Source organism: Streptomyces agglomeratus, from assembly GCF_001746415.1.
GTDB lineage: Bacteria > Actinomycetota > Actinomycetes > Streptomycetales > Streptomycetaceae > Streptomyces > Streptomyces agglomeratus.
In genome coordinates, this window is record NZ_MEHJ01000001.1 from 7315564 (window position 1) to 7333313 (window position 17750).

Consider the following 17750-nt stretch of genomic DNA (forward strand, 5'->3'; position numbering starts at 1 on the left):
GAGCAGGCCGTCAAGATGCACCAAGTGGCGCAGCCGGGCGGACGCGCGTACCGGCGGGCCGGTCAACCGCCCGGGCGGAGGGGGCCGGGAGTACCGTCGCCGCCGCTCTCGCGCGCGCCTGCGGTGTCCCGGGGACCGGCGGGCGGCTCGGTGACCGTCACCTGGGCGGCCCGCAGGAGGTGGTCGCCGACCCGGTACCCCGGCCGCAGGATCCCCGTACAGGTGGAGCGTTCGACCTGGTCGCCGCGGATGTACGAGACCGCTTCGTGCACGAACGGGTCGAAGGGGTCGCCGGCCGCGCCGAACGACTCCAGTCCCAGCGCCCCCAGTTCCGACCTCAGGGCGCGGGCCACCTGCTCGAAGCCGCCTGTCACCTCCCCCTGCTCGGTGGCCTCGGCGAGGGCGTCAAGCACCGGAAGCAGCCGGCCGAGCACGTTGGCCACGGCGATCTCACGGACCGCGAGCCGGTCACGGCGTACGCGCTTGCGGTAGTTGTCGTACTCGGCCTTCAGCCGTTGCAGGTCGGCCGTGCGCTCCCGCAGCTGCGCTCCGAGCGCTTCCTCCCGGGACGGTGGTGGCGTACCGCTGCCCGCGGGCTCGCTCCCACCGGGGCCGGACGCTGCCCCGGCGGTCCGCCCGGTCCGCTCCTCCCGCCGTGGGGCGCGGGCCGAGAACGCGGCGGGGAGGCCGCCGCTGCGCCACCCGTCCCGGACGATCTCCAACGACGGCACCCGGGGGTCGCCGCCGCCGTCGGTCGGGCGGTTCATCCCGCGCCTCCCTGCTGCTTGTCGTCATCGACGATCTCCGCGTCGACGACCTCCTCCTCGTTCTCCGCCCGCGCGGAGCCCGATCCCGCGCCCGTGCCCGCACCCGCGCCCGGTCCCTGCGCCTGGGACTGCGCCTGGGCATCGGCGTACATGGCCTGCCCGAGCTTCTGCGAGACGGCCGCGACCTTCTCCGTCGCCGTACGGATTTCCGCCGTGTCCTCACCCTTGAGCTTCTCCTTCAGCTCGGCGACGGCGGTCTGGACCTCGGTCTTCACATCGCCGGGGACCTTGTCCTCGTTGTCCTTGAGGAACTTCTCCGTCTGGTAGACGAGCTGCTCGGCCTGGTTGCGCGTCTCGGCGGCCTCCCGGCGCCGGTGGTCCTCCTCCGCGTACTGCTCGGCGTCGCGGACCATGCGCTCGATGTCGTCCTTCGGCAGCGCGGAGCCGCCGGTGACGGTCATCCGCTGCTCCTTGCCGGTGCCCAGATCCTTGGCGGCCACGTGCATGATGCCGTTGGCGTCGATGTCGAAGGACACCTCGATCTGCGGGACACCGCGCGGGGCCGGCGGCAGGCCCGTCAGCTCGAACATGCCGAGCTTCTTGTTGTACGCCGCGATCTCGCGCTCGCCCTGGAACACCTGGATCTGCACCGATGGCTGGTTGTCCTCCGCCGTCGTGAAGATTTCGGAGCGCTTGGTCGGGATCGTGGTGTTGCGCTCGATCAGCTTCGTCATGATGCCGCCCTTGGTCTCGATACCGAGAGACAGCGGCGTGACGTCGAGCAGCAGGACGTCCTTGACCTCACCCTTCAGGACACCGGCCTGAAGCGCGGCGCCGATCGCGACGACCTCGTCGGGGTTCACACCCTTGTGCGGGTCCTTGCCGGTGAGCTCCTTGACCAGTTCCGTCACGGCCGGCATCCGGGTCGAACCGCCGACCAGGATCACGTGGTTGATGTCCGAGACCTTGATCCTGGCGTCCTTGACCGCGTTGTGGAACGGGGCCTTGCACCGCTCCAGGAGGTCCGCGGTGAGCTGCTGGAACTGCGAGCGCGTGAGCTTCTCGTCCAGATGCAGCGGCCCCTCGGCGGACGCGCTCAGGTACGGCAGGTTGATCGTGGTCTCGGTCGCGGCCGAAAGCTCGATCTTGGCCCGCTCGGCGGCCTCCCGCAGCCGCTGGGTGGCCATCTTGTCCTTGGACAGGTCGATGCCGTACGCGTTCTTGAACTGCTTGGCCAGGTAGTCCACGACCCGCTGGTCCCAGTCGTCGCCGCCCAGGTGCGTGTCACCGTTGGTGGCCTTCACCTCGACCACGCCCTCACCGATCTCCAGCAGCGACACGTCGAACGTGCCGCCGCCCAGGTCGAAGACGAGGATGGTCTGGTCGTTCTCCTTGTCCAGGCCGTAGGCGAGCGCCGCGGCCGTCGGCTCGTTGATGATCCGCAGCACCTTGAGGCCCGCGATCTCCCCGGCCTCCTTGGTCGCGGTGCGCTGCGAGTCGTTGAAGTACGCGGGAACGGTGATGACGGCGTCCGTGACGTCCTCGCCCAGGTACGCCTCCGCGTCGCGCTTGAGCTTCTGGAGTACGCGCGCGGAGATCTCCTGCGCCGTGTAGCGCTTGCCGTCGATGTCCCCGGTGTCCGGGAATCGCCACTGCGCCTCGCCCATGTGGCGCTTGACCGACCGCGCGGTCCGCTCGATGTTCGTCACGGCCTGTCGCTTGGCGATCTCGCCCACCAGCACATCGCCGCTCTTCGCGAAACCGACCACCGAAGGCGTGGTCCGGGCGCCCTCCGTGTTGGTGATGACCGTGGGCTCGCCGCCCTCCAGGACGCAGACCACCGAGTTCGTCGTACCAAGGTCGATACCCACTGCACGTGCCATGACCTTCTCCTCACCACCCTGTGCTCCACTTCCACAGCAGGTCCCAGCCGGTGACCCGGTGCGGCCGCGGCCGGCCGGACGCGTCGGGTGCCGGGCGCACCCGGGTGGGACCCGCCCACAGCGGCGCGTCGCGGCGGGGCGGAGCCGGGTGCACTGTCACTCTCACCGTCACGCGCGCCGCGTGCGGCATCCGGGTACCCCGGACGTCCACGGGCGTATCACGGGTCACCGGCTCGGCGGGCCCGGTCAGGCCGAGCCGGGAGTCGTATTCCGCACGGAGGACGGGGTCGTGCAGCGTGCTGTAGGCCACGACGACATCGGTGAACCGGCCGTCCGCCGCCGGTCCGTCCGGACGGGTGTCGGGGTGCAGCGCGCGCACCAGCCGGCGGTACGCCGCCGTGATCTGCCCGGCCGAAGCGGTCGGCTCCACGCCAAGCACCGCGTAGTGGTCGCGCCGTCCACCGGATGGCTCCAGCCCTGCCACTGCGTTCACCTCCCCCGCTCTGACCTGCGGATATGGAGGGAAACCCTCTTCAAAAACCTGAATAGAACGTGCCGCCGCGCTTGTCAAGACATGCCCGGCCCGGCGGGTGCGGGCCCGCCCGTGCCCGCGGTCCCGGGCCGGGGCACGGGGGTGGACAGGACAGCAGGTCAGGGGTTGTCTGGAGGAACAGCCGGTCCACCCCGCAGCCGCATCGCGATCGACGGGGGCGCCGTGAACGACACGTTCCAGCTGGGCGTCCGCGCCACCGGACCCGACACCTGCCGGATCACCCTGGCGGGGGATCTCGACGTCGCCACCGCGCCGGAGCTCAGGGAAGCCGTCCACGCCGCTGCGGCGGGCCACCGGCAGGTCGTGGTGGACTGCGGCGGCCTGACCTTCTGCGACTGCTCGGGTCTGAACGCCATGCTGGGCGCCGCACGGACCGCCAGAGCCGGCGGAAGCGACCTGCTGCTGTGCGCCGTCCCCCGCTCGCTGGCCCGGCTGCTGCAGCTGTCCCACACCACGAGCGCGTTCACGATCGAAACGGAGCGGGCCGACGCGCGGTAGAGGCCGCGGCCGGGCCCCAGGCGCCCCACCCACGTACGGCGAGGCGCCCGGGGCGTCGCACCGGTCGCGCTCAGAACGCGCCGTAGTTGACCTGCCACGTGGGCAGACCCATCCGGCGCCACACCGCGACCACGCGGTCACGGTCGTCCAGCGACACCCGCACCGCGTACCGGTGACGCACGTGCCGGTCGAACAGCTCCGCCTTCACGACGTCGTCGCGGCGGCCGTCCTTCGCCGGGCGCATCCACAGCTCGTCGTACGGCACGTCGTGCGCCCGGAGCCAGGCCTCCGTCTGCGCGCGGTACTCCTCACCGCGTCCCGACAGAAGCACGACGGTGTCGTTGTGCGCGCTCCGGAAGGCGCGCAGGGCCTGCCGCACCGGCGCGTTGAGCAGGTCGACCTCGCAGCGCGTGAAGTCGTACGGTCCGCGGTCGCCCGTCAGGGCGAGCGTGCCGTCGATGTCGCACATCACCGCCGCCGGCAGCGAAGGGTCGGGCACGTACGGCTCGACGGGCGGCTGGTCGTTCAGCCACGCGTCGGTGAGCCGCCAGCCGCCCCGGGTGGCCTGCGCGTGCTTGTCGGCCAGGAGCCGGATGATCTCCTCGCCGACGCGCTTCTCCCGCTCGGCGTCCCGGCGTACGCACTCCTCGACCGGTACGTCCGTGAAGTCGTGCACGGTGAACGTGGCCAGGCCGGCGACCGCCGCCTTCAGCCGCTTGGGGATGTGCGGCGTCATGTGCGTGTTGTCGACCACCACGTCGAAACCGCCGTCGACGGCCGCCCGCACCGCGGCGTCCTGGACCGCCAGGACCGTCTGTTCGTGCGCCCACGACCTCCGCTCGGTGACCGGAAGGTCGAGCATCGCCCGCAGGTCGTCGAGGTTGACCCGGCGCATCCGGCCCTCGGCCTCCGCCTGGAGTTTGCGCGCGGCGGTCGTCTTGCCCGACGCGGGCAGCCCCGTCATGACGTGTACTACGGGCACCGGTCAGTTCTCCTCATCGGTCTTGAAGGGGTCGGCCGCCTCGGGCCGGACGGCCCGCCACACGACGAGGTCCGTCGGGCGTCCGTCGAGACGCAGGAACATGGCGGCCCGGATCTGCCCGTCGGGCAGTTCCCGCACCGCGCGCGCGAACTCCCCCCGGTCGGCGGCCAGATGGGCGAGCTTCCCGAACGCCTCGTCGATGGCGCGCTCGCGCGCCGCCGCGTCGGCCTCCAGGCGCGCGATCACCCCGCGCACCCATGCGTCGAACTCGTCCGGTACCTGCTCCAGCAGGACGTCCAGCGGCCGCCCGCCCGCCGCCGTGATGCCCCCGAGTTCGGCGCGCGAGCAGCCCAGGCCCTGCGCCAGACGCTTCGCGGACATGCCGGCGAACCGCTGGATGCCGTGGCTGCGCCAGATGTCCCGCTCGGTGACACCCGTCAGTACCTTGTGGAGCCGTACGTACTCGGAGAGCTTGGCCTTCGCCCGCACACCGGAGGCGAAGCGCAGTACGAAGCCCTCGGCGTCGGTGCCGGACGCGGAACGGCCGCCGGGCATGGTGTTCGACGTGGTCAGCGCGATCAGGTCGGCCAGCGGCATGGCGGGCCACCTCGTGACCACGGACCCGATGGCCTTCCAGGCGGCCTCGGCCCCGGCCACGGGTATCTCCTCGCCGTCCCTGCCGATCGCCGCGAGGAGCACCAGGTCCCGGCGGTCGCCGTAGTCGACGACGATGCGGTTCTGCGGATACAGGATCTCCGCCAGGTACGTCACCCCGGGCGTCAGGGCGGAGGTGTCCCTGTTGTCGAGGCGGCGCTGCGCCCACTTCGCCTGCGCGCTGATGAAGGACCCCTTGGACGCGACCCGCCACCGGTCCGCGTAGTGGAAGACCACCGCGAGGCTTCCGTCGACCTTGTCGTACACCTCGAACGGTTCGTCCGGCAGAGCGGGCGCGTACGGCTGACCGGCCTCGTGTTCACCGACGTTGAAGAACTTCGGCAGCGGCAGCGCGACGATCTCGCCGGTGGTGTCGTCGGCGACGAGCCCGCGGCAGCGCGTGGTCACCTCGTTCCAGATCCGCTCGTACTGGCACGTCCGCGTGTAGGTGTAGAGAGACAGCGGCAGTTCGGGGTGCGGCTTGCGGGTGACGTGCCCGGCATCGAGAGCGGCCGCCAACTTCTGTGGCGGCAGCAGGTCTTGGAGAGTCAGGTACGCCTGGCTCATGGGTTCCTCCCGGTTTCTGATGCTCCATTCTGTCGTGCGGGAGGACGCGGTCACAGTGAATAATCAGGCAGCGGGCGTCGAGGTGCGCAGGTCACGGCGGGGGTACGGCGGTGCTCGCGGATGACGGGATCTCTCGCGGCGGCGGACCGGGTCAGCGCGGCCGTCGCCGGCGCCCGCCCCGTGTCCACATGATGACACCCGCCGTCAGGCACGCCGCGCCGACGAGCGCGGCCAGCCACGAATACGCGCTCCCCGAGCCGGACTCCTCCAGCGCGGCTGCCTGCGCGGCGGGAACCGGCGCGGTCGGGGCATCCCGAAGCCCGGCGGGCGGTGTCAGCGATCCGACCGGGTGGACCCGGCCCGCGGCGGAGAATCCCCAGTCGAGCAGGGAGCGCGCCTCCTCGTAGACGGCGTGGCCGCCGCCCTTCTGCGGGTTCATCACCGTGACCAGCAGGCGCCGGCTGCCACGATGGGCGGCGGCGATCAGGGTGTGGCCGGCGTGCGAGGTGTAGCCGTTCTTGAGGCCGATGATGCCGGGGTACTTCTTCACTCCGTCGGCGCCCGTCAGCAGCCGGTTGGTGTTCCGGATGCCGAACGTCCAGGTGGGGCTTCCGTCCCTGCGCGTGCCGCCCGGGAACCTGGTGTCGACGGTCGCCGCGTACTGGGCGAACTGCGGATCGGCCAGCCCGGACCGCCCGAACACAGCGAGGTCGTACGCGGACGAGACCTGGCCCGGAGCGTCGTAGCCGTCGGGGGAGACCACCCGGGTGTCCAGGGCGCCCAGGGCGCGTGCCTTGGCCTGCATCTGGGCCGCCGTGACCTTCCAGCCGCCGTTCAGCTCCGCGAGTACGTGGACGGCGTCATTGCCGGAGCTCAGGAAGACACCGCGCCACAGATCCGCGATCCGGTACGTGCCCCCCGGCGTTACCCCCACCACGCTGCTGCCCTCGCCCACCCCCGACAGCTCGGTGGCGGTGACCGTGTGCAGAGCGGCGGGGGAAAGGCGGGGGAGGGCGGTGAGGGCGAAAAGGGTCTTCATGGTGCTGGCGGGGGGCAGCCGGCGGTGCGCGTCCCGCGCGGCGAGCACCTCACCCGTGGCGGCGTCCGCCACCAGCCACGACAGCGCGGACACCTCGCGCGGCAGGCGGGGCGCCCCCGGCCGCAGACGCACATGGGTGCCTGGACGGTGCAACAGGGCCTTGTTGACGGACGCGGGCCGGGGCGGCGGCAGCGGATCGTCCCGGGTGGCCGCCGCTGCCGGTGGCGGCAGGAGGGAAACCGTACAGAGAGCGAACCCCGCACCGGCGAGAGCCCCGCGAACACTGGACCTGGTGATCATGGCACCAGCGTAAAAACGGACCGGGTTACGCGCAGGGCCGCTGGGCCGACCGGCCGAACCCCTCCGGGTCCGCGGTGGCGCCGCTGTGACTCCGGGCCACATAGACGGTGTTGGACGCCGTTCCCCCTTGCAGCGGATTGGGGAAGTCGACGACGTGCGCCCGCGCTTCCGCGAACACCTGCGCCAGGACGGACCCGAACTCCTCGTCCGGCGGATCGTTCGACCACAGGGCAAAGACGCCGCCGGGATGCAGTCGGGCGGCCAGGGCGCGCAGCCCGGCGGGAGTGTAGAGCGCCGCGTGGCTCGGGTTCAGGACATGGCGCGGCGAGTGGTCGACGTCCAGCAGGACGGCATGGAACCGGCGCTCCGGCTGCTGCGGGTCCAGCCCGCCCGGATCGCCCACCATCGCGAAGAAGTCGCCCTGGACCAGCCGGCAGCGCGGATCCGACGCCAGGCCGGCGCCCAGCGGCACCAGCCCCCGCCGGTGCCAGTCGATCACCTCGCCCAGCGCGTCCACCACGACCAGCGCGCTGACGCGGGGGTCGTCCAGGACCGCGCGGGCGGTGTACCCCAGACCGAGGCCGCCCACGACGACGTCCAGTCCGGTGTCCGGCAGCTCCGCCAGGCCGAGCCGGGCCAGCGCGATCTCGCCGGCCGTGAACAGGCTGGACATCAGGAACTCGTCACCGAGCTTCACTTCGTACACATCGCCGCCCGACGCGGGATCGCGCCGCCGCCGCAGACTGATCTCGCCCAGTGGCGTCGGCCGCCAGTCGAGTTCCTCGAAACGCGCACCCATGCGCTGGCCTTTCCTCGGCACGGGCCGGAGCCCGGGGCCCGGGACGCGGTGTGCCGCGCCCCGGGAGAAACCACCGGACTCCCTGGTCAGGCGTCGATGATGACCGGGATGATCAGGGGCTTGCGGCGGTGGGTACGGAACGCCCAGGACGCCACCGCGCGGGCGATGAGCTGTTCGAGCTGGTGCGCGTCGCCCACGCCTTCCTCGGCGGCCGTGGCCAGCACCTTCTCGATCACCGGGACGACCGGCTCGAAGGTGGTGTCGTCGTGGACGAAACCCCGGGCCAGGAAGTCGGGGGCCTCGGCCAGCGCCCCCGTGTCGGCGTCGACGATCGCCACGACCGTGACGACGCCTTCCTCGGCCAGGGTCAGCCGGTCCTTGAGCGATGCCTCGGTCGCGCCGCCGACCGTCATGCCGTCCACGTAGACGTAACCGGCCGGCACCTTGCCCGTGATGGAGGCGCGGCCCTTGACGAGGTCGACTACGACGCCGTCCTCGGCGATGACCACGCGGTCGGGGTCGACCCCGGTACGGATGGCGAGGTCACCGTTGGCCCGCAGGTGGCGCCACTCGCCGTGCACCGGCATGACGTGGCGGGGCTTGACGATGTTGTAGCAGTAGACAAGTTCACCGGCGCTGGCGTGCCCGGAGACGTGCACCTTGGCGTTGCCCTTGTGCACGACGTGGGCGCCCCACCGGGTCAGTCCGTTGATCACCCGGTAGATGGCGTTCTCGTTGCCGGGGATCAGGGAACTGGCGAGCAGGACGGTGTCGCCCTTCCCGATCCGGATCATGTGGTCACGGTTGGCCATCCGGGACAGCGCGGCCATCGGCTCGCCCTGAGAACCCGTGCAGACCAGCGTGATCTTGTTGTCCGGAAGCTTCTCCAGTTCCCGCAGACTCACGATCAGTCCGGACGGGACCTTCAGGTAACCCAGCTCGCGGGCGATGCCCATGTTGCGGACCATCGACCGGCCCACGAAGGCGACCTTGCGGCCGTGCTGGTGCGCCGCGTCCAGCACCTGCTGGATGCGGTGCACGTGGCTGGCGAAGCTGGAGACGATGACCCGCCGCGGAGCGGTGCGCATGACCTGCTCGATCGCCGGGTTCAGATCGCGTTCCGACGTGGTGAAGCCGGGCACCTCGGCGTTGGTCGAGTCGGTGAGGAACAGGTCCACACCCTCCTCGCCGAGCCGGGCGAACGCCCGCAGGTCGGTGATCCGCTCGTCCAGCGGGAACTGGTCCATCTTGAAGTCGCCGGTGTGCAGCACCATCCCCGCGCCCGTACGGATCGCGATCGCGAGGCTGTCCGGGATGGAGTGGTTGACCGCGACGAACTCGCAGTCGAAGGGGCCGAGACTCCGCCGGTCGCCCTCGCGCACCCGCGTGGTGCGCGGCCTGATGCCGTGCTCCTTGAGCTTGGCTTCGAGGAAGGCCAGGGTCAGCTTCGAGCCGACGACCGGAATGTCGGACCGTTCGCGCAGCAGGTACGGAACGCCGCCGATGTGGTCTTCGTGGCCATGGGTCAGCACCACCGCGACGACATCGTCCAGGCGGTCGCGGATCGACGTGAAGTCGGGAAGGATCACGTCCACCCCGGGCTGGGTCTCCTCGGGGAACAGCACGCCGCAGTCGACGATGAGCAGTTTGCCTGCGTACTCAAAGACGGTCATGTTGCGGCCGATCTCCCCGAGGCCGCCGAGGGCGACGACCCTCAGCCCTCCGTCGGGCAGGGGAGGGGCGGCTTTTAGTTCGGGATGCGGATGGCTCATAGCTTGTGACGTTACCGGAGGCTCCGCCGTAGATTCTTTACGGGTTCACCCAGCAGGTTCAGCGGAACACCCGAAGTGAGGCGACGGGCGCGCGCGCGGGCCCGGACCGGCGTGATCCGGCCACAGGTTCCGCGCGGAGCCCCGGTGGCCCGCCCCGCCACGGACGGCGGGGCCGTCCGGCGGGCCCGGCCCGGTTCCCTGCCTGATCGGCGCCCGCAAGTCGGCGAATGGTACGAAGGAGTTCGCTCCTTTGGTCATACCGGTGGTCCGCCGCTCATGGGGCACATGATGCGGTACGGAGCCCGCTGCCGTCGATCAATCGGGTGATGGCCGCGGCCCGGCTTTCACCGGCCGAGGGCACCGTGCTTATATTTGCCGCACGGCAACAATCGAACGGAGCAGGAATCATCCCGGCCGGCCGCGAGGCGCTCGTCGTCGGTGGGGGGCGTGAAGGGAAGTCTTGTGAGCAGCAGTGAAACGGCCGCCCGGGAGTGCGTCGCCTCCGCCGTGCGGGGACGCGTCGAAGAGATAGCCGACCGGTGGGTCCAGTTGCAGGCGCGCCAGTCCGGCGGCGGTCACCCAGTGGACGAGAGCGAGCTGCGCGAGGAGGCCGACACCCTGGTCGCAGCCCTGGTCGCGGGCCTCGACAGCGCACTGCCGACCGACCGGATCGTGACCTCGCACGCCGATCTGCACCGCGAGGTGACCCGGCTGTCGTTGCGCAGGGCGCGGGGCGGTGAGTCCCCGACGGCCACCTCGCTGGCGGTTCTCGCCCTCAAGGAGGCGTTGCTGGAGGCCGTGCAGGAGACCACGCAGGAGAGTGCGCAGGAGAGTGCGCAGCTGTTCTCGGCGGCCTTGCTGATCAACCGGCTGCTGGACGCGGCAGGGGCGCTGTCCTTCGACACGTACGTCGAGGGACGGGAGGAGATCATCCGCAGGCAGAGCAGGCAGCTGCTGGAGCTGTCGACGCCCGTGGTCCGGCTGTGGCGGCAGGTTCTGGGCGTACCGCTCATCGGCACGCTGGACACGGCGCGTACGCAGGTGGTGATGGAGAACCTGCTCCAGGCCATTCAGGACCAGGAGGCGACGGTCGCGATCATCGACATCACGGGCGTGCCGACGGTGGACACCGCGGTGGCGCAGCACCTGATGCAGACCGTCAACGCCGTACGGCTCATGGGTGCGGACTGCATCATCAGCGGCATCCGGCCGCCGATCGCGCAGACTATCGCGCAGCTCGGCATCGACTTGTCCACCATCATGACGCGGGCCACCCTCTCCGACGCACTGTCCGAGGCGGTCAAACTCACCGCGGGCTCCCTGCCCGCGCCCGACGGACCGGTCGCGCGATGAGCGGGCGGCCGTCCACCGGCGTGCCCATCCTGCGGCTGGGTGACGTCCTGCTCACGGGGCTGTTGAACGAGCTGGACGACAAGGCCGCCCTGGCCTTCACCCACGAACTCACGGAGCGCGTCTCGGCCGACGGGGCACGCGGGGTCCTGATCGACATCTCCCGGCTGGAGATCATCGACTCCTTCGTCGCGCGCACCTTGATGGAACTGACCATGATGGCCAGACTCCTGGGAGCGCGGGTGATCGTGGCCGGGATGCGGCCTCCCGTAGCCATCACTCTGGTCGAACTCGGCATCGAACTCGTCGGTGTGGAAACCGCCCTGAACGCAGAGCAAGGCATGGCCGTTCTGGGCTGGCACCAAAGTCCGCAGCCCCCGGAAGGGGCCCACCGTGACTCAACTCGCTAACACCGCCACCACGGCTCCACTCCGCGACGGCCGGCCCGAACGGGCGGACGCCACCCCCGCGGAGCCTGTCGCACGAGTGGTACTGGCCACGGAGGAGGATCTGCTGGCGGTCCGCCACGCGGTGCGCGCGGCCACGCTCGAAGCCGGTTTCGGCATCGTCGATCAGACGCGGGTGGTGACCGCCGCCAGTGAACTGGCGCGCAACGCCTACATCCACGGCGGGGGAGGGACGCTGACCATCGAGTACCCGCGCCGCCGCGGTGCGAAAGGGCTGCGGCTGACCATATGTGACGAAGGGCCCGGCATCCCCGATGTGGACGCCGCGCTGGTCGACGGCTTCACGACCGGGGCGGGGCTCGGCCATGGCCTGGGCGGCGCCCGCCGGCTGATGGACGACTTCGAAGTGCGCACGCAGCCGGGCGCCGGAACGACCGTGATCGCGACCCGCTGGGTGGACCGGTGACGCGTCCGGTCGCGCTGCCGACCGCACTGGTACGCATCGATCACTACAGCGCCGTACACCTGGCCGCGGCGACCGCCCGGTCGGTCGCCCAGCGGTGCGGGCTTCCCGGTGCGATGCCCGACCGGGCGGCGGTCCTCGCCTCGGAACTGGCCAGCAATCTCGACAAGCACGCCAAGGACGGCGCGCTCTACATCCAGCCGCTGCCGCTGGGGGCCGGTCTGGAGGTTCTCGCGGCGGACCGGGGTCCGGGCATGCCGGAGCTGGGGCGCTGCCTCGCCGACGGTTACACCACGACCGGCACGCTGGGCGCCGGGCTGGGAGCGGTGAGCCGTATCGCGACGGAGTTCACCATCCGCACCCGGGTCGGCGTCGGCACACTGGTCGGCGCGCGGCTGGCGCTGCCCGGCCAGCCGCAGCCGGTGTGCCGGGACGCCGGGCTCATCTCGCTGCCCGCCGACGGCGAGCAGGACTGCGGCGACGCGGGCGCCGTCGTCGAGGACGGCGAACGCCGCACTGCGATGGTCGTCGACGGGCTCGGGCACGGCCCCCGTGCCGCCGACGCCGCACAGGTCGCCCTGCGGGCGTTCGCCGCCGCGCCGCCGGACCAGCCGCTGTCCCAACTCCTCGCCGCGCTGCACCGGGCGCTGCGCCACACCCGCGGCGCCGCCGTCGGCCTCCTGCGCCTGTACGCGGCACACGCCGAGTACTGCGGGATCGGCAACGTCCGCGCCCTGACCGTCTCGCCGCAGGGTGTCCACCACCGGCTGACCGCCCAGCCCGGTGTGGTCGGCTGGAAGATGCCCGCCCCCTGGACCCACACCATCCCCCTGCCCACCGGAACCACCGCCGTACTCCACAGCGACGGCATCACTCCCCAGTGGGCACAAGCCCCTTCCCCCTTCCTGCTGCGTCTGCCGCCCCCGCTGCTCGTCACCAACGTCGCCCACGCCCACCGTTCCGGCCGCGACGACGCCACCGTCCTCGCCGTCAAGCCCCAGCAAGAGTTCCGATGACCGACAGTCTTTTCCGTACGCTGCCGTCCCTGCGCCGGGCTGTGCGCCGCCTCGCGCGCGAACACCGGCTGCCGCCGGAAGTCAGGGCGCGCCTCGTGCTGTCCGTGAGCGACCTGGCCGCCGACGAGTTCCGGACCGGCCGGCCGGTCGAGCTGAGCGTCGCGCCGGAACCGGGCGGGGAGGCGGGCGCGGGGAGGGCTGCGGAGAGGGACACGGGCGGCGCGGGTGGCACTTCGCCCGACACGGAAACGGACCCGGACACCGGCTCCACCGCCCTGACCGTCACCCTGCGCTTCCCGCACGGGTCCGGTCCGCTCGTCACCGCCGGTCTGCCCCTGCCCGCCACGGAACCGGCGGGTGACGCCGTCACCTGGCGGATCTCCGCTCCCGCCCAGAGAGACCGCACCGGCTCCGGACCGCTCCCGAACGGCAGCGACGGCAGCCGGCCCGACGAGCCTTCTCCGGACGGCGCCGGCCTCTCGGCAGAGGTCCGGGCGGTCGAAGAAGAGCTCCGCGCGGCTCTCGCCCAGACCGACGGCCTCGTCGCGGAACACCGCCGTCTCAAGCACGAGCTCGCCGAGACCAACGCGGGCGTCCTCGCCCTCTACGTACAACTGGAGGAACGCGACGAACAGTTGCGCAAGGCCCACGGCCAGATCCTCCAAGAGCTCGAAGACGCCCTGCGCCCGCCGCCGCTCACCATCGACGGTCTGGAACTCGCCGTCCACTACGCGCCGGCCGACCCCAACGCCCCCACCGGCGGAGACCTCTACGACTGGTTCCCGCTCCCCGACGGCACCCTGCACATCACCGTCGTCGACGCGCTCGGACACGGCGTACGCAGCACGCGCAGCGCCCTCAACGTGACCCACGCGGTACGCACGCTGGCCCTCGAAGGCCATCCGCTGAAGTTGATCCTGGCCCGTACGCACGAGATCCTCATGCCGCTGGACCCCGAGCTGATGGCGACCGTCCTCCTCGCCAGGCTGGACCCGGCCACCGGAGAGCTTCAGCTGGCCAACGGCAGCCATCCGCCCGCCCTCCTCGTCCGGTCCGGCAGCGGCGACGCGCGCTTCCTCGAACTGCGCGGCAGGGGCATCGGCTACCCGCTGCCCGGGAGCGAGGAGATCCTGCGGGCCCGCATCGACCCGGGCGACCTGCTCATCCTCTACACCGACGGACTCACCGAGAGCCGCAGGGACCCCACCGAAGGTGAGGTCCGCCTCATCGAGGCAACGCGCCGGCACGCGTCGAAACCGCTGGGCGAGATCCCCGCGGCTATCGCCGCCGACATGCACACGGTCGTCCTCCACCCCGACGACACCCTCGCCCTGGCCATCCGTCTCACCGACCGCTCCCCGTGGGCGCGACCTACGGCAGAAAACGGAACCTGAGTATCCTCATCCGGTCCACGGGAAGGATCCACGGGAAGGAGACGTCAACGGGAGCGTTCACCGCCGCGCCCCGGCACTGTCGTGCCCGCACGACGCTGTCGGTCCGAACGAGTACGCCCCGCACGGTCCGCTACCGGGACCGTGCCCTTCTGCGATTGGGACAAGTCCCTTGCCTGCACGTTCGATGCCACCGGAGAGGTCCTCGGTGGACGCGCCGACCCCTGCCGCCGCCGCGGCCCCCGGGATGGCGCCCCCGCCGCTGACCGCCCGCGAAATCTCGCTCGTACGCGCCGGTCTGGCGGTGGTCGAGCCCCACGCGGCCGACCTGACGGTCTACTTCTACACCATTCTCTTCGCCCGCTACCCGCAAGTAAGGGAACTTTTCCCGGACAACATGGACGGGCAGCGCGACAGGCTCCTACGCGGCCTGCTCCGGATCGTCGACCTCGTCGACGATCCGGAGAACCTCGTCCGCTTCTGCACCCTCCTCGGACGTGACCACCGGAAGTTCGGCGCGCTCGAAGGGCATTACCCCGCCGTCGGCGAGTGCCTCCTTGACTCCCTGGCCCGCTACGCAGGCGCCGCGTGGACCGCGGAGGTCGAAGCCGCCTGGAGCCGCGCCTACACCACCGCGGCGCGGGTGATGATGCTGGCCGCCGCGGACGACACCCGGCTGCGCCCCGCCACCTGGGCGGCGCAGATAGTCCGGCACGAGCACCACGGCCACGGCATCGCCGAGATCACGGTCCGCACGGACGTCCCCTACGCGTACGAGGCGGGCCAGTACGTGAGTATGCAGACGCCGTGGCAGCGCAGGGCCTGGCGGCAGTACTCGCCGGCCAACGCGCCCCGGGCGGACTCCTCGCTCACCTTCCACATCCGTGCCGTGCCCGGTGGCCGGGTGAGCAATGCCCTGGTGCACCGTGCCGCCGTCGGCGACATCGTCACGCTCGGCCCGCCCCAGGGCGACATGACGCTCGCGGCGGCAGGCGACCGCGACCTGGTGTGCGTCGCGGGCGGAACCGGCCTCGCTCCGATCCGCGCCCTCCTGGAGCAGGCGGCCCTCAGCGACATGCGACGTTATGTCGACCTCTTCGTGGGAGCCCGTACCGCGGAAGAGCTCTACGGCCTGGACGACATGCTGCGGATGGCGCAGCGTCACTACTGGCTCTCCGTTCGGGCCGCCGTGTCGCACCAGCACATCGCCGGCCGTGAGGGCACCCTGCCGCAGGTGTTGCGCGAGTTCGGACCCTGGGGGCAGCATGAGGCCTTCCTCTGCGGGCCGCCCGGCATGGTCACCGCGGCCGCCCGGATCCTGCGGAACGACGGAGTGCCCGAGGCACGCATCCACCACGACCCGCTCACCGATCCCGTCCTGACGGCTCCCCTCGCACCTTCCCGACACCAGCCCGAGAGCGAATACCTGTGAACAGCCACGACGCCGCGCCCTCTCGCGGGGAGCGCATGCTGCAAGACCACCTCGGTACCGCCGAGCGCGCCGACGCCTTCTACGACCGGCAGGTCCATCCCCATCTCACGGAGCCGATGCGGGACTTCATCAGCCGCCAGTCGATGGTCTTCCTCTCCACGGCGGACTCCCGTGGCCACTGCGACGCCAGCTTCCGGGCCGGTCCGCCGGGATTCGTCACCGTCCTGGACGACCGCACCCTCGCCTATCCCGAGTACCGCGGGAACGGTGTCATGGCGAGCGCGGGCAACATCTCGGAGAACCCGCACGCCGGGCTGCTGTTCGTCGACTTCACCCAGCACCACATCGGACTGCACATCAACGGGTCCGCCCGGCTGCTCCATGAGCGGGACCTGCGTGCCGCCCACCCCCTCGTGCCGGCGGACACGGCTCCGGGGCGGCAGCCCGAGTTCTGGGTGCACATCACGGTCGTCGAGGCGTACATCCACTGTTCCAAGCACATACCCCACCTCGAACCGGCCCGCCGCCCCCAGGGTCCCGCTCTCAAACGCCCGAAGGACGCCGACTACTTCATCGCCGCCGTGCCCGCCGACCGCCTTCTCACGGACCGGTAGCGCCACGCCCGGCCCGCGCCGCGCGGGCAGGGGGCGGCTGACAAACCACTCTTCGGAGTGAGAGGGTGGTGAGATGCTCCGCACTTTGCACTCCACCAGCCGTCAGCAGGTGGCACATGACGCGTGCGCGGCGTTGGAACTGCTGCAACTTCTGTGGGGCCGGGGCCAGGAAGCCGCCCCATCCGGCCCCGTGTCCCCCTCGCAGCTGCGCGCGCTGACGGTGCTGGAAGGCCGGGAGGGTGCCAACCTCCGCACCCTGGGCGAGGCGCTGGGGTCGCGGCCGTCGTCCGTGAGCCGGCTGTGCGACCGGCTGGAGGCCGCGGGTCTCGTCGAGCGCTTTCCGAGCCCGACCAGCCGCCGGGAGGTCGAGGTGCGACTGAGCCGGCGCGGCCGCGCCGTACTCGACGACTTCCGTACGTTCCGTGTGCGCGAGCTCGAAACGGTGCTGCGGGAGATGAGCCCGGCGAAGCTGGCCGCGCTCGCCGAAGGACTGGAAGCGTTCCACGTCGCGGCCGCCGCCCGCATCGGGCTGGACGGCGCGGCCGACGGCGCCGGCGACGCGGCCGACATCGCCTGAGCGTCCCCCTCCGAAGCACGCTGCCGCCGTCGCCGGAGCCCGGCTAACCACGCCGTTTCGGGTCGGTGCGGCCGGACCGGGCAGCCTTCGAGAAGGCCAGCAGTCCGGCCAGCAGCTGCTCGCGCTCCGCGGCCGGCATCCGGCTGAGGACGGCGCGGAACATCGCGTAGCGCCGGGCGAAGAGGGCGTCGATCAGACCGTGTCCCTGGGCGGTCAGCACCAGCCCGATTTCCCGCCGGCTGGCGGGGGCCGGCTCGCGGCGCAACAGGCCGGCCGCTTCCAGCCGGTCGCACAGTCTGCTGACGGCGGGCGGGGCCGCGCCGACTTCGCCGGCCAGTCCGGTCAGGTTGATGCCCGGGTGTCGCCGGGCGATCAGCAGCGCTTCCAGCTGGAGTGCCGAGAGCCGTGGAGACGCGCCGAGAGTGGCTCGCGTCCAGGTGGAAACCACCGCTTCGGCGGCTTCCGCCACGTGGGCGGCGAATTCGCCGGAGGCGTCGTCTGGTGGTTCCGTGCGGTCCAACGGCCGTCACTCCCATGAACGCGCGTGCACCTCTTCGGGAGGCCGGCACTCTCGTCTCGCACGCGTCTGCCGACTCGTTACCCGTCGTCTGCCCACTCTGCCGAAAGTATCCCGCCGCGACGGCATCGAAAGCCGCGGCACATGCATGCGACCGGAGTGTTCGCGT

Annotated in this window: 18 protein-coding genes; 9 read left to right on the forward strand and 9 right to left on the reverse strand. The window is 71.4% G+C overall.

All coding sequences use genetic code 11. The features are described from left to right. Window positions 1-62 precede the first annotated feature (62 nt). Genes grpE through AS594_RS32010 form a run of 3 tightly spaced genes read right to left on the reverse strand, consistent with a single transcriptional unit; the run spans window position 63 to window position 3134 of the window. Window positions 63-767 (reverse strand): nucleotide exchange factor GrpE, encoded by a 705-nt coding sequence (gene grpE, locus AS594_RS41435; RefSeq protein ID WP_079144299.1) that lies wholly within the window; start codon window positions 765-767, stop codon window positions 63-65. Then, on the reverse strand, window positions 764-2650 hold the full coding sequence (dnaK, locus tag AS594_RS32005) for a molecular chaperone DnaK (protein WP_069930106.1): 1887 nt from the start codon (window positions 2648-2650) through the stop codon (window positions 764-766). Before dnaK ends, grpE begins: the two co-directional genes overlap by 4 nt. A 10-nt stretch (window positions 2651-2660) precedes the next feature. Continuing rightward, on the reverse strand, window positions 2661-3134 hold the full coding sequence (locus tag AS594_RS32010) for a J domain-containing protein (RefSeq protein ID WP_240509123.1): 474 nt from the start codon (window positions 3132-3134) through the stop codon (window positions 2661-2663). A 231-nt stretch (window positions 3135-3365) separates the two neighbouring features. Here AS594_RS32010 and AS594_RS32015 point away from each other — a divergent pair, with 231 nt between their 5' ends. Then, window positions 3366-3701 carry an STAS domain-containing protein gene (locus AS594_RS32015; RefSeq protein ID WP_167368057.1) on the forward strand — a complete coding sequence of 112 codons (336 nt, stop codon included), beginning with the start codon at window positions 3366-3368 and terminating at the stop codon, window positions 3699-3701. A 70-nt stretch (window positions 3702-3771) separates the two neighbouring features. Here AS594_RS32015 and AS594_RS32020 read toward each other — a convergent pair whose 3' ends face one another. From AS594_RS32020 to AS594_RS32040, 5 genes are all read right to left on the reverse strand, one after another. Next, entirely contained in the window at window positions 3772-4683 is a 912-nt protein-coding gene (locus AS594_RS32020) for a phosphatase domain-containing protein (protein ID WP_240509124.1), read from the reverse strand. Between the two features lie 3 nt (window positions 4684-4686). Beyond that, on the reverse strand, window positions 4687-5904 hold the full coding sequence (locus tag AS594_RS32025) for an RNA ligase (RefSeq protein ID WP_069775220.1): 1218 nt from the start codon (window positions 5902-5904) through the stop codon (window positions 4687-4689). 151 nt (window positions 5905-6055) lie between these two features. Next, window positions 6056-7243: a D-alanyl-D-alanine carboxypeptidase family protein gene (locus AS594_RS32030; RefSeq protein ID WP_069775219.1), complete on the reverse strand. Its 1188-nt coding sequence runs from the start codon at window positions 7241-7243 to the stop codon at window positions 6056-6058. Between the two features lie 25 nt (window positions 7244-7268). Then, window positions 7269-8042: a spermidine synthase gene (locus AS594_RS32035; RefSeq protein WP_069775218.1), complete on the reverse strand. Its 774-nt coding sequence runs from the start codon at window positions 8040-8042 to the stop codon at window positions 7269-7271. A gap of 86 nt (window positions 8043-8128) precedes the next feature. After that, window positions 8129-9814, reverse strand: coding sequence for a ribonuclease J (locus AS594_RS32040; protein WP_069775217.1), 1686 nt, complete (start codon window positions 9812-9814; stop codon window positions 8129-8131). Between the two features lie 462 nt (window positions 9815-10276). Here AS594_RS32040 and AS594_RS32045 point away from each other — a divergent pair, with 462 nt between their 5' ends. The 8 genes from AS594_RS32045 (at window position 10277) to AS594_RS32080 (ending at window position 17064) form a co-directional block, all read left to right on the forward strand. Next, window positions 10277-11167, forward strand: coding sequence for an STAS domain-containing protein (locus tag AS594_RS32045; protein WP_069935649.1), 891 nt, complete (start codon window positions 10277-10279; stop codon window positions 11165-11167). Beyond that, complete coding sequence (locus AS594_RS32050; RefSeq protein ID WP_069775216.1) at window positions 11164-11574, forward strand: STAS domain-containing protein; 411 nt, start codon at window positions 11164-11166, stop codon at window positions 11572-11574. Before AS594_RS32045 ends, AS594_RS32050 begins: the two co-directional genes overlap by 4 nt. Next, window positions 11558-12037, forward strand: a complete 480-nt coding sequence (locus AS594_RS32055; protein WP_107357856.1) for an ATP-binding protein — start codon at window positions 11558-11560, stop codon at window positions 12035-12037. Before AS594_RS32050 ends, AS594_RS32055 begins: the two co-directional genes overlap by 17 nt. After that, the gene (locus AS594_RS32060; protein WP_069935650.1) at window positions 12034-13050 is read left to right on the forward strand and encodes a SpoIIE family protein phosphatase; all 1017 of its coding nucleotides are present in this window, start codon (window positions 12034-12036) and stop codon (window positions 13048-13050) included. Before AS594_RS32055 ends, AS594_RS32060 begins: the two co-directional genes overlap by 4 nt. After that, window positions 13047-14444 (forward strand): PP2C family protein-serine/threonine phosphatase, encoded by a 1398-nt coding sequence (locus tag AS594_RS32065; RefSeq protein ID WP_069775213.1) that lies wholly within the window; start codon window positions 13047-13049, stop codon window positions 14442-14444. Before AS594_RS32060 ends, AS594_RS32065 begins: the two co-directional genes overlap by 4 nt. Window positions 14445-14649: 205 nt before the next feature. Beyond that, the gene (locus AS594_RS32070; protein WP_240509125.1) at window positions 14650-15873 is read left to right on the forward strand and encodes a globin domain-containing protein; all 1224 of its coding nucleotides are present in this window, start codon (window positions 14650-14652) and stop codon (window positions 15871-15873) included. 35 nt (window positions 15874-15908) lie between these two features. After that, window positions 15909-16487 (forward strand): pyridoxamine 5'-phosphate oxidase family protein, encoded by a 579-nt coding sequence (locus tag AS594_RS32075; RefSeq protein ID WP_069775275.1) that lies wholly within the window; start codon window positions 15909-15911, stop codon window positions 16485-16487. 73 nt (window positions 16488-16560) lie between these two features. Next, window positions 16561-17064 (forward strand): MarR family winged helix-turn-helix transcriptional regulator, encoded by a 504-nt coding sequence (locus AS594_RS32080; RefSeq protein WP_069775273.1) that lies wholly within the window; start codon window positions 16561-16563, stop codon window positions 17062-17064. 43 nt (window positions 17065-17107) lie between these two features. Here AS594_RS32080 and AS594_RS32085 read toward each other — a convergent pair whose 3' ends face one another. Continuing rightward, entirely contained in the window at window positions 17108-17584 is a 477-nt protein-coding gene (locus tag AS594_RS32085; protein ID WP_069775270.1) for a MarR family winged helix-turn-helix transcriptional regulator, read from the reverse strand. Window positions 17585-17750 lie beyond the last annotated feature (166 nt).

Excerpts from the sequence above, each read along its gene's own strand:
- dnaK (WP_069930106.1), bottom strand. The coding sequence starts at position 2,650 with ATGGCACGTGCAGTGGGTATCGACCTTGGTACGACGAACTCGGTGGTC.
- AS594_RS32050 (WP_069775216.1), top strand. The coding sequence starts at position 11,164 with ATGAGCGGGCGGCCGTCCACCGGCGTGCCCATCCTGCGGCTGGGTGAC.
- AS594_RS32030 (WP_069775219.1), bottom strand. The coding sequence starts at position 7,243 with ATGATCACCAGGTCCAGTGTTCGCGGGGCTCTCGCCGGTGCGGGGTTC.
- AS594_RS32065 (WP_069775213.1), top strand. The coding sequence starts at position 13,047 with ATGACCGACAGTCTTTTCCGTACGCTGCCGTCCCTGCGCCGGGCTGTG.
- AS594_RS32025 (WP_069775220.1), bottom strand. The coding sequence starts at position 5,904 with ATGAGCCAGGCGTACCTGACTCTCCAAGACCTGCTGCCGCCACAGAAG.
- grpE (WP_079144299.1), bottom strand. The coding sequence starts at position 767 with ATGAACCGCCCGACCGACGGCGGCGGCGACCCCCGGGTGCCGTCGTTG.
- AS594_RS32040 (WP_069775217.1), bottom strand. The coding sequence starts at position 9,814 with ATGAGCCATCCGCATCCCGAACTAAAAGCCGCCCCTCCCCTGCCCGAC.
- AS594_RS32035 (WP_069775218.1), bottom strand. The coding sequence starts at position 8,042 with ATGGGTGCGCGTTTCGAGGAACTCGACTGGCGGCCGACGCCACTGGGC.
- AS594_RS32080 (WP_069775273.1), top strand. The coding sequence starts at position 16,561 with ATGCTCCGCACTTTGCACTCCACCAGCCGTCAGCAGGTGGCACATGAC.
- AS594_RS32075 (WP_069775275.1), top strand. The coding sequence starts at position 15,909 with ATGCTGCAAGACCACCTCGGTACCGCCGAGCGCGCCGACGCCTTCTAC.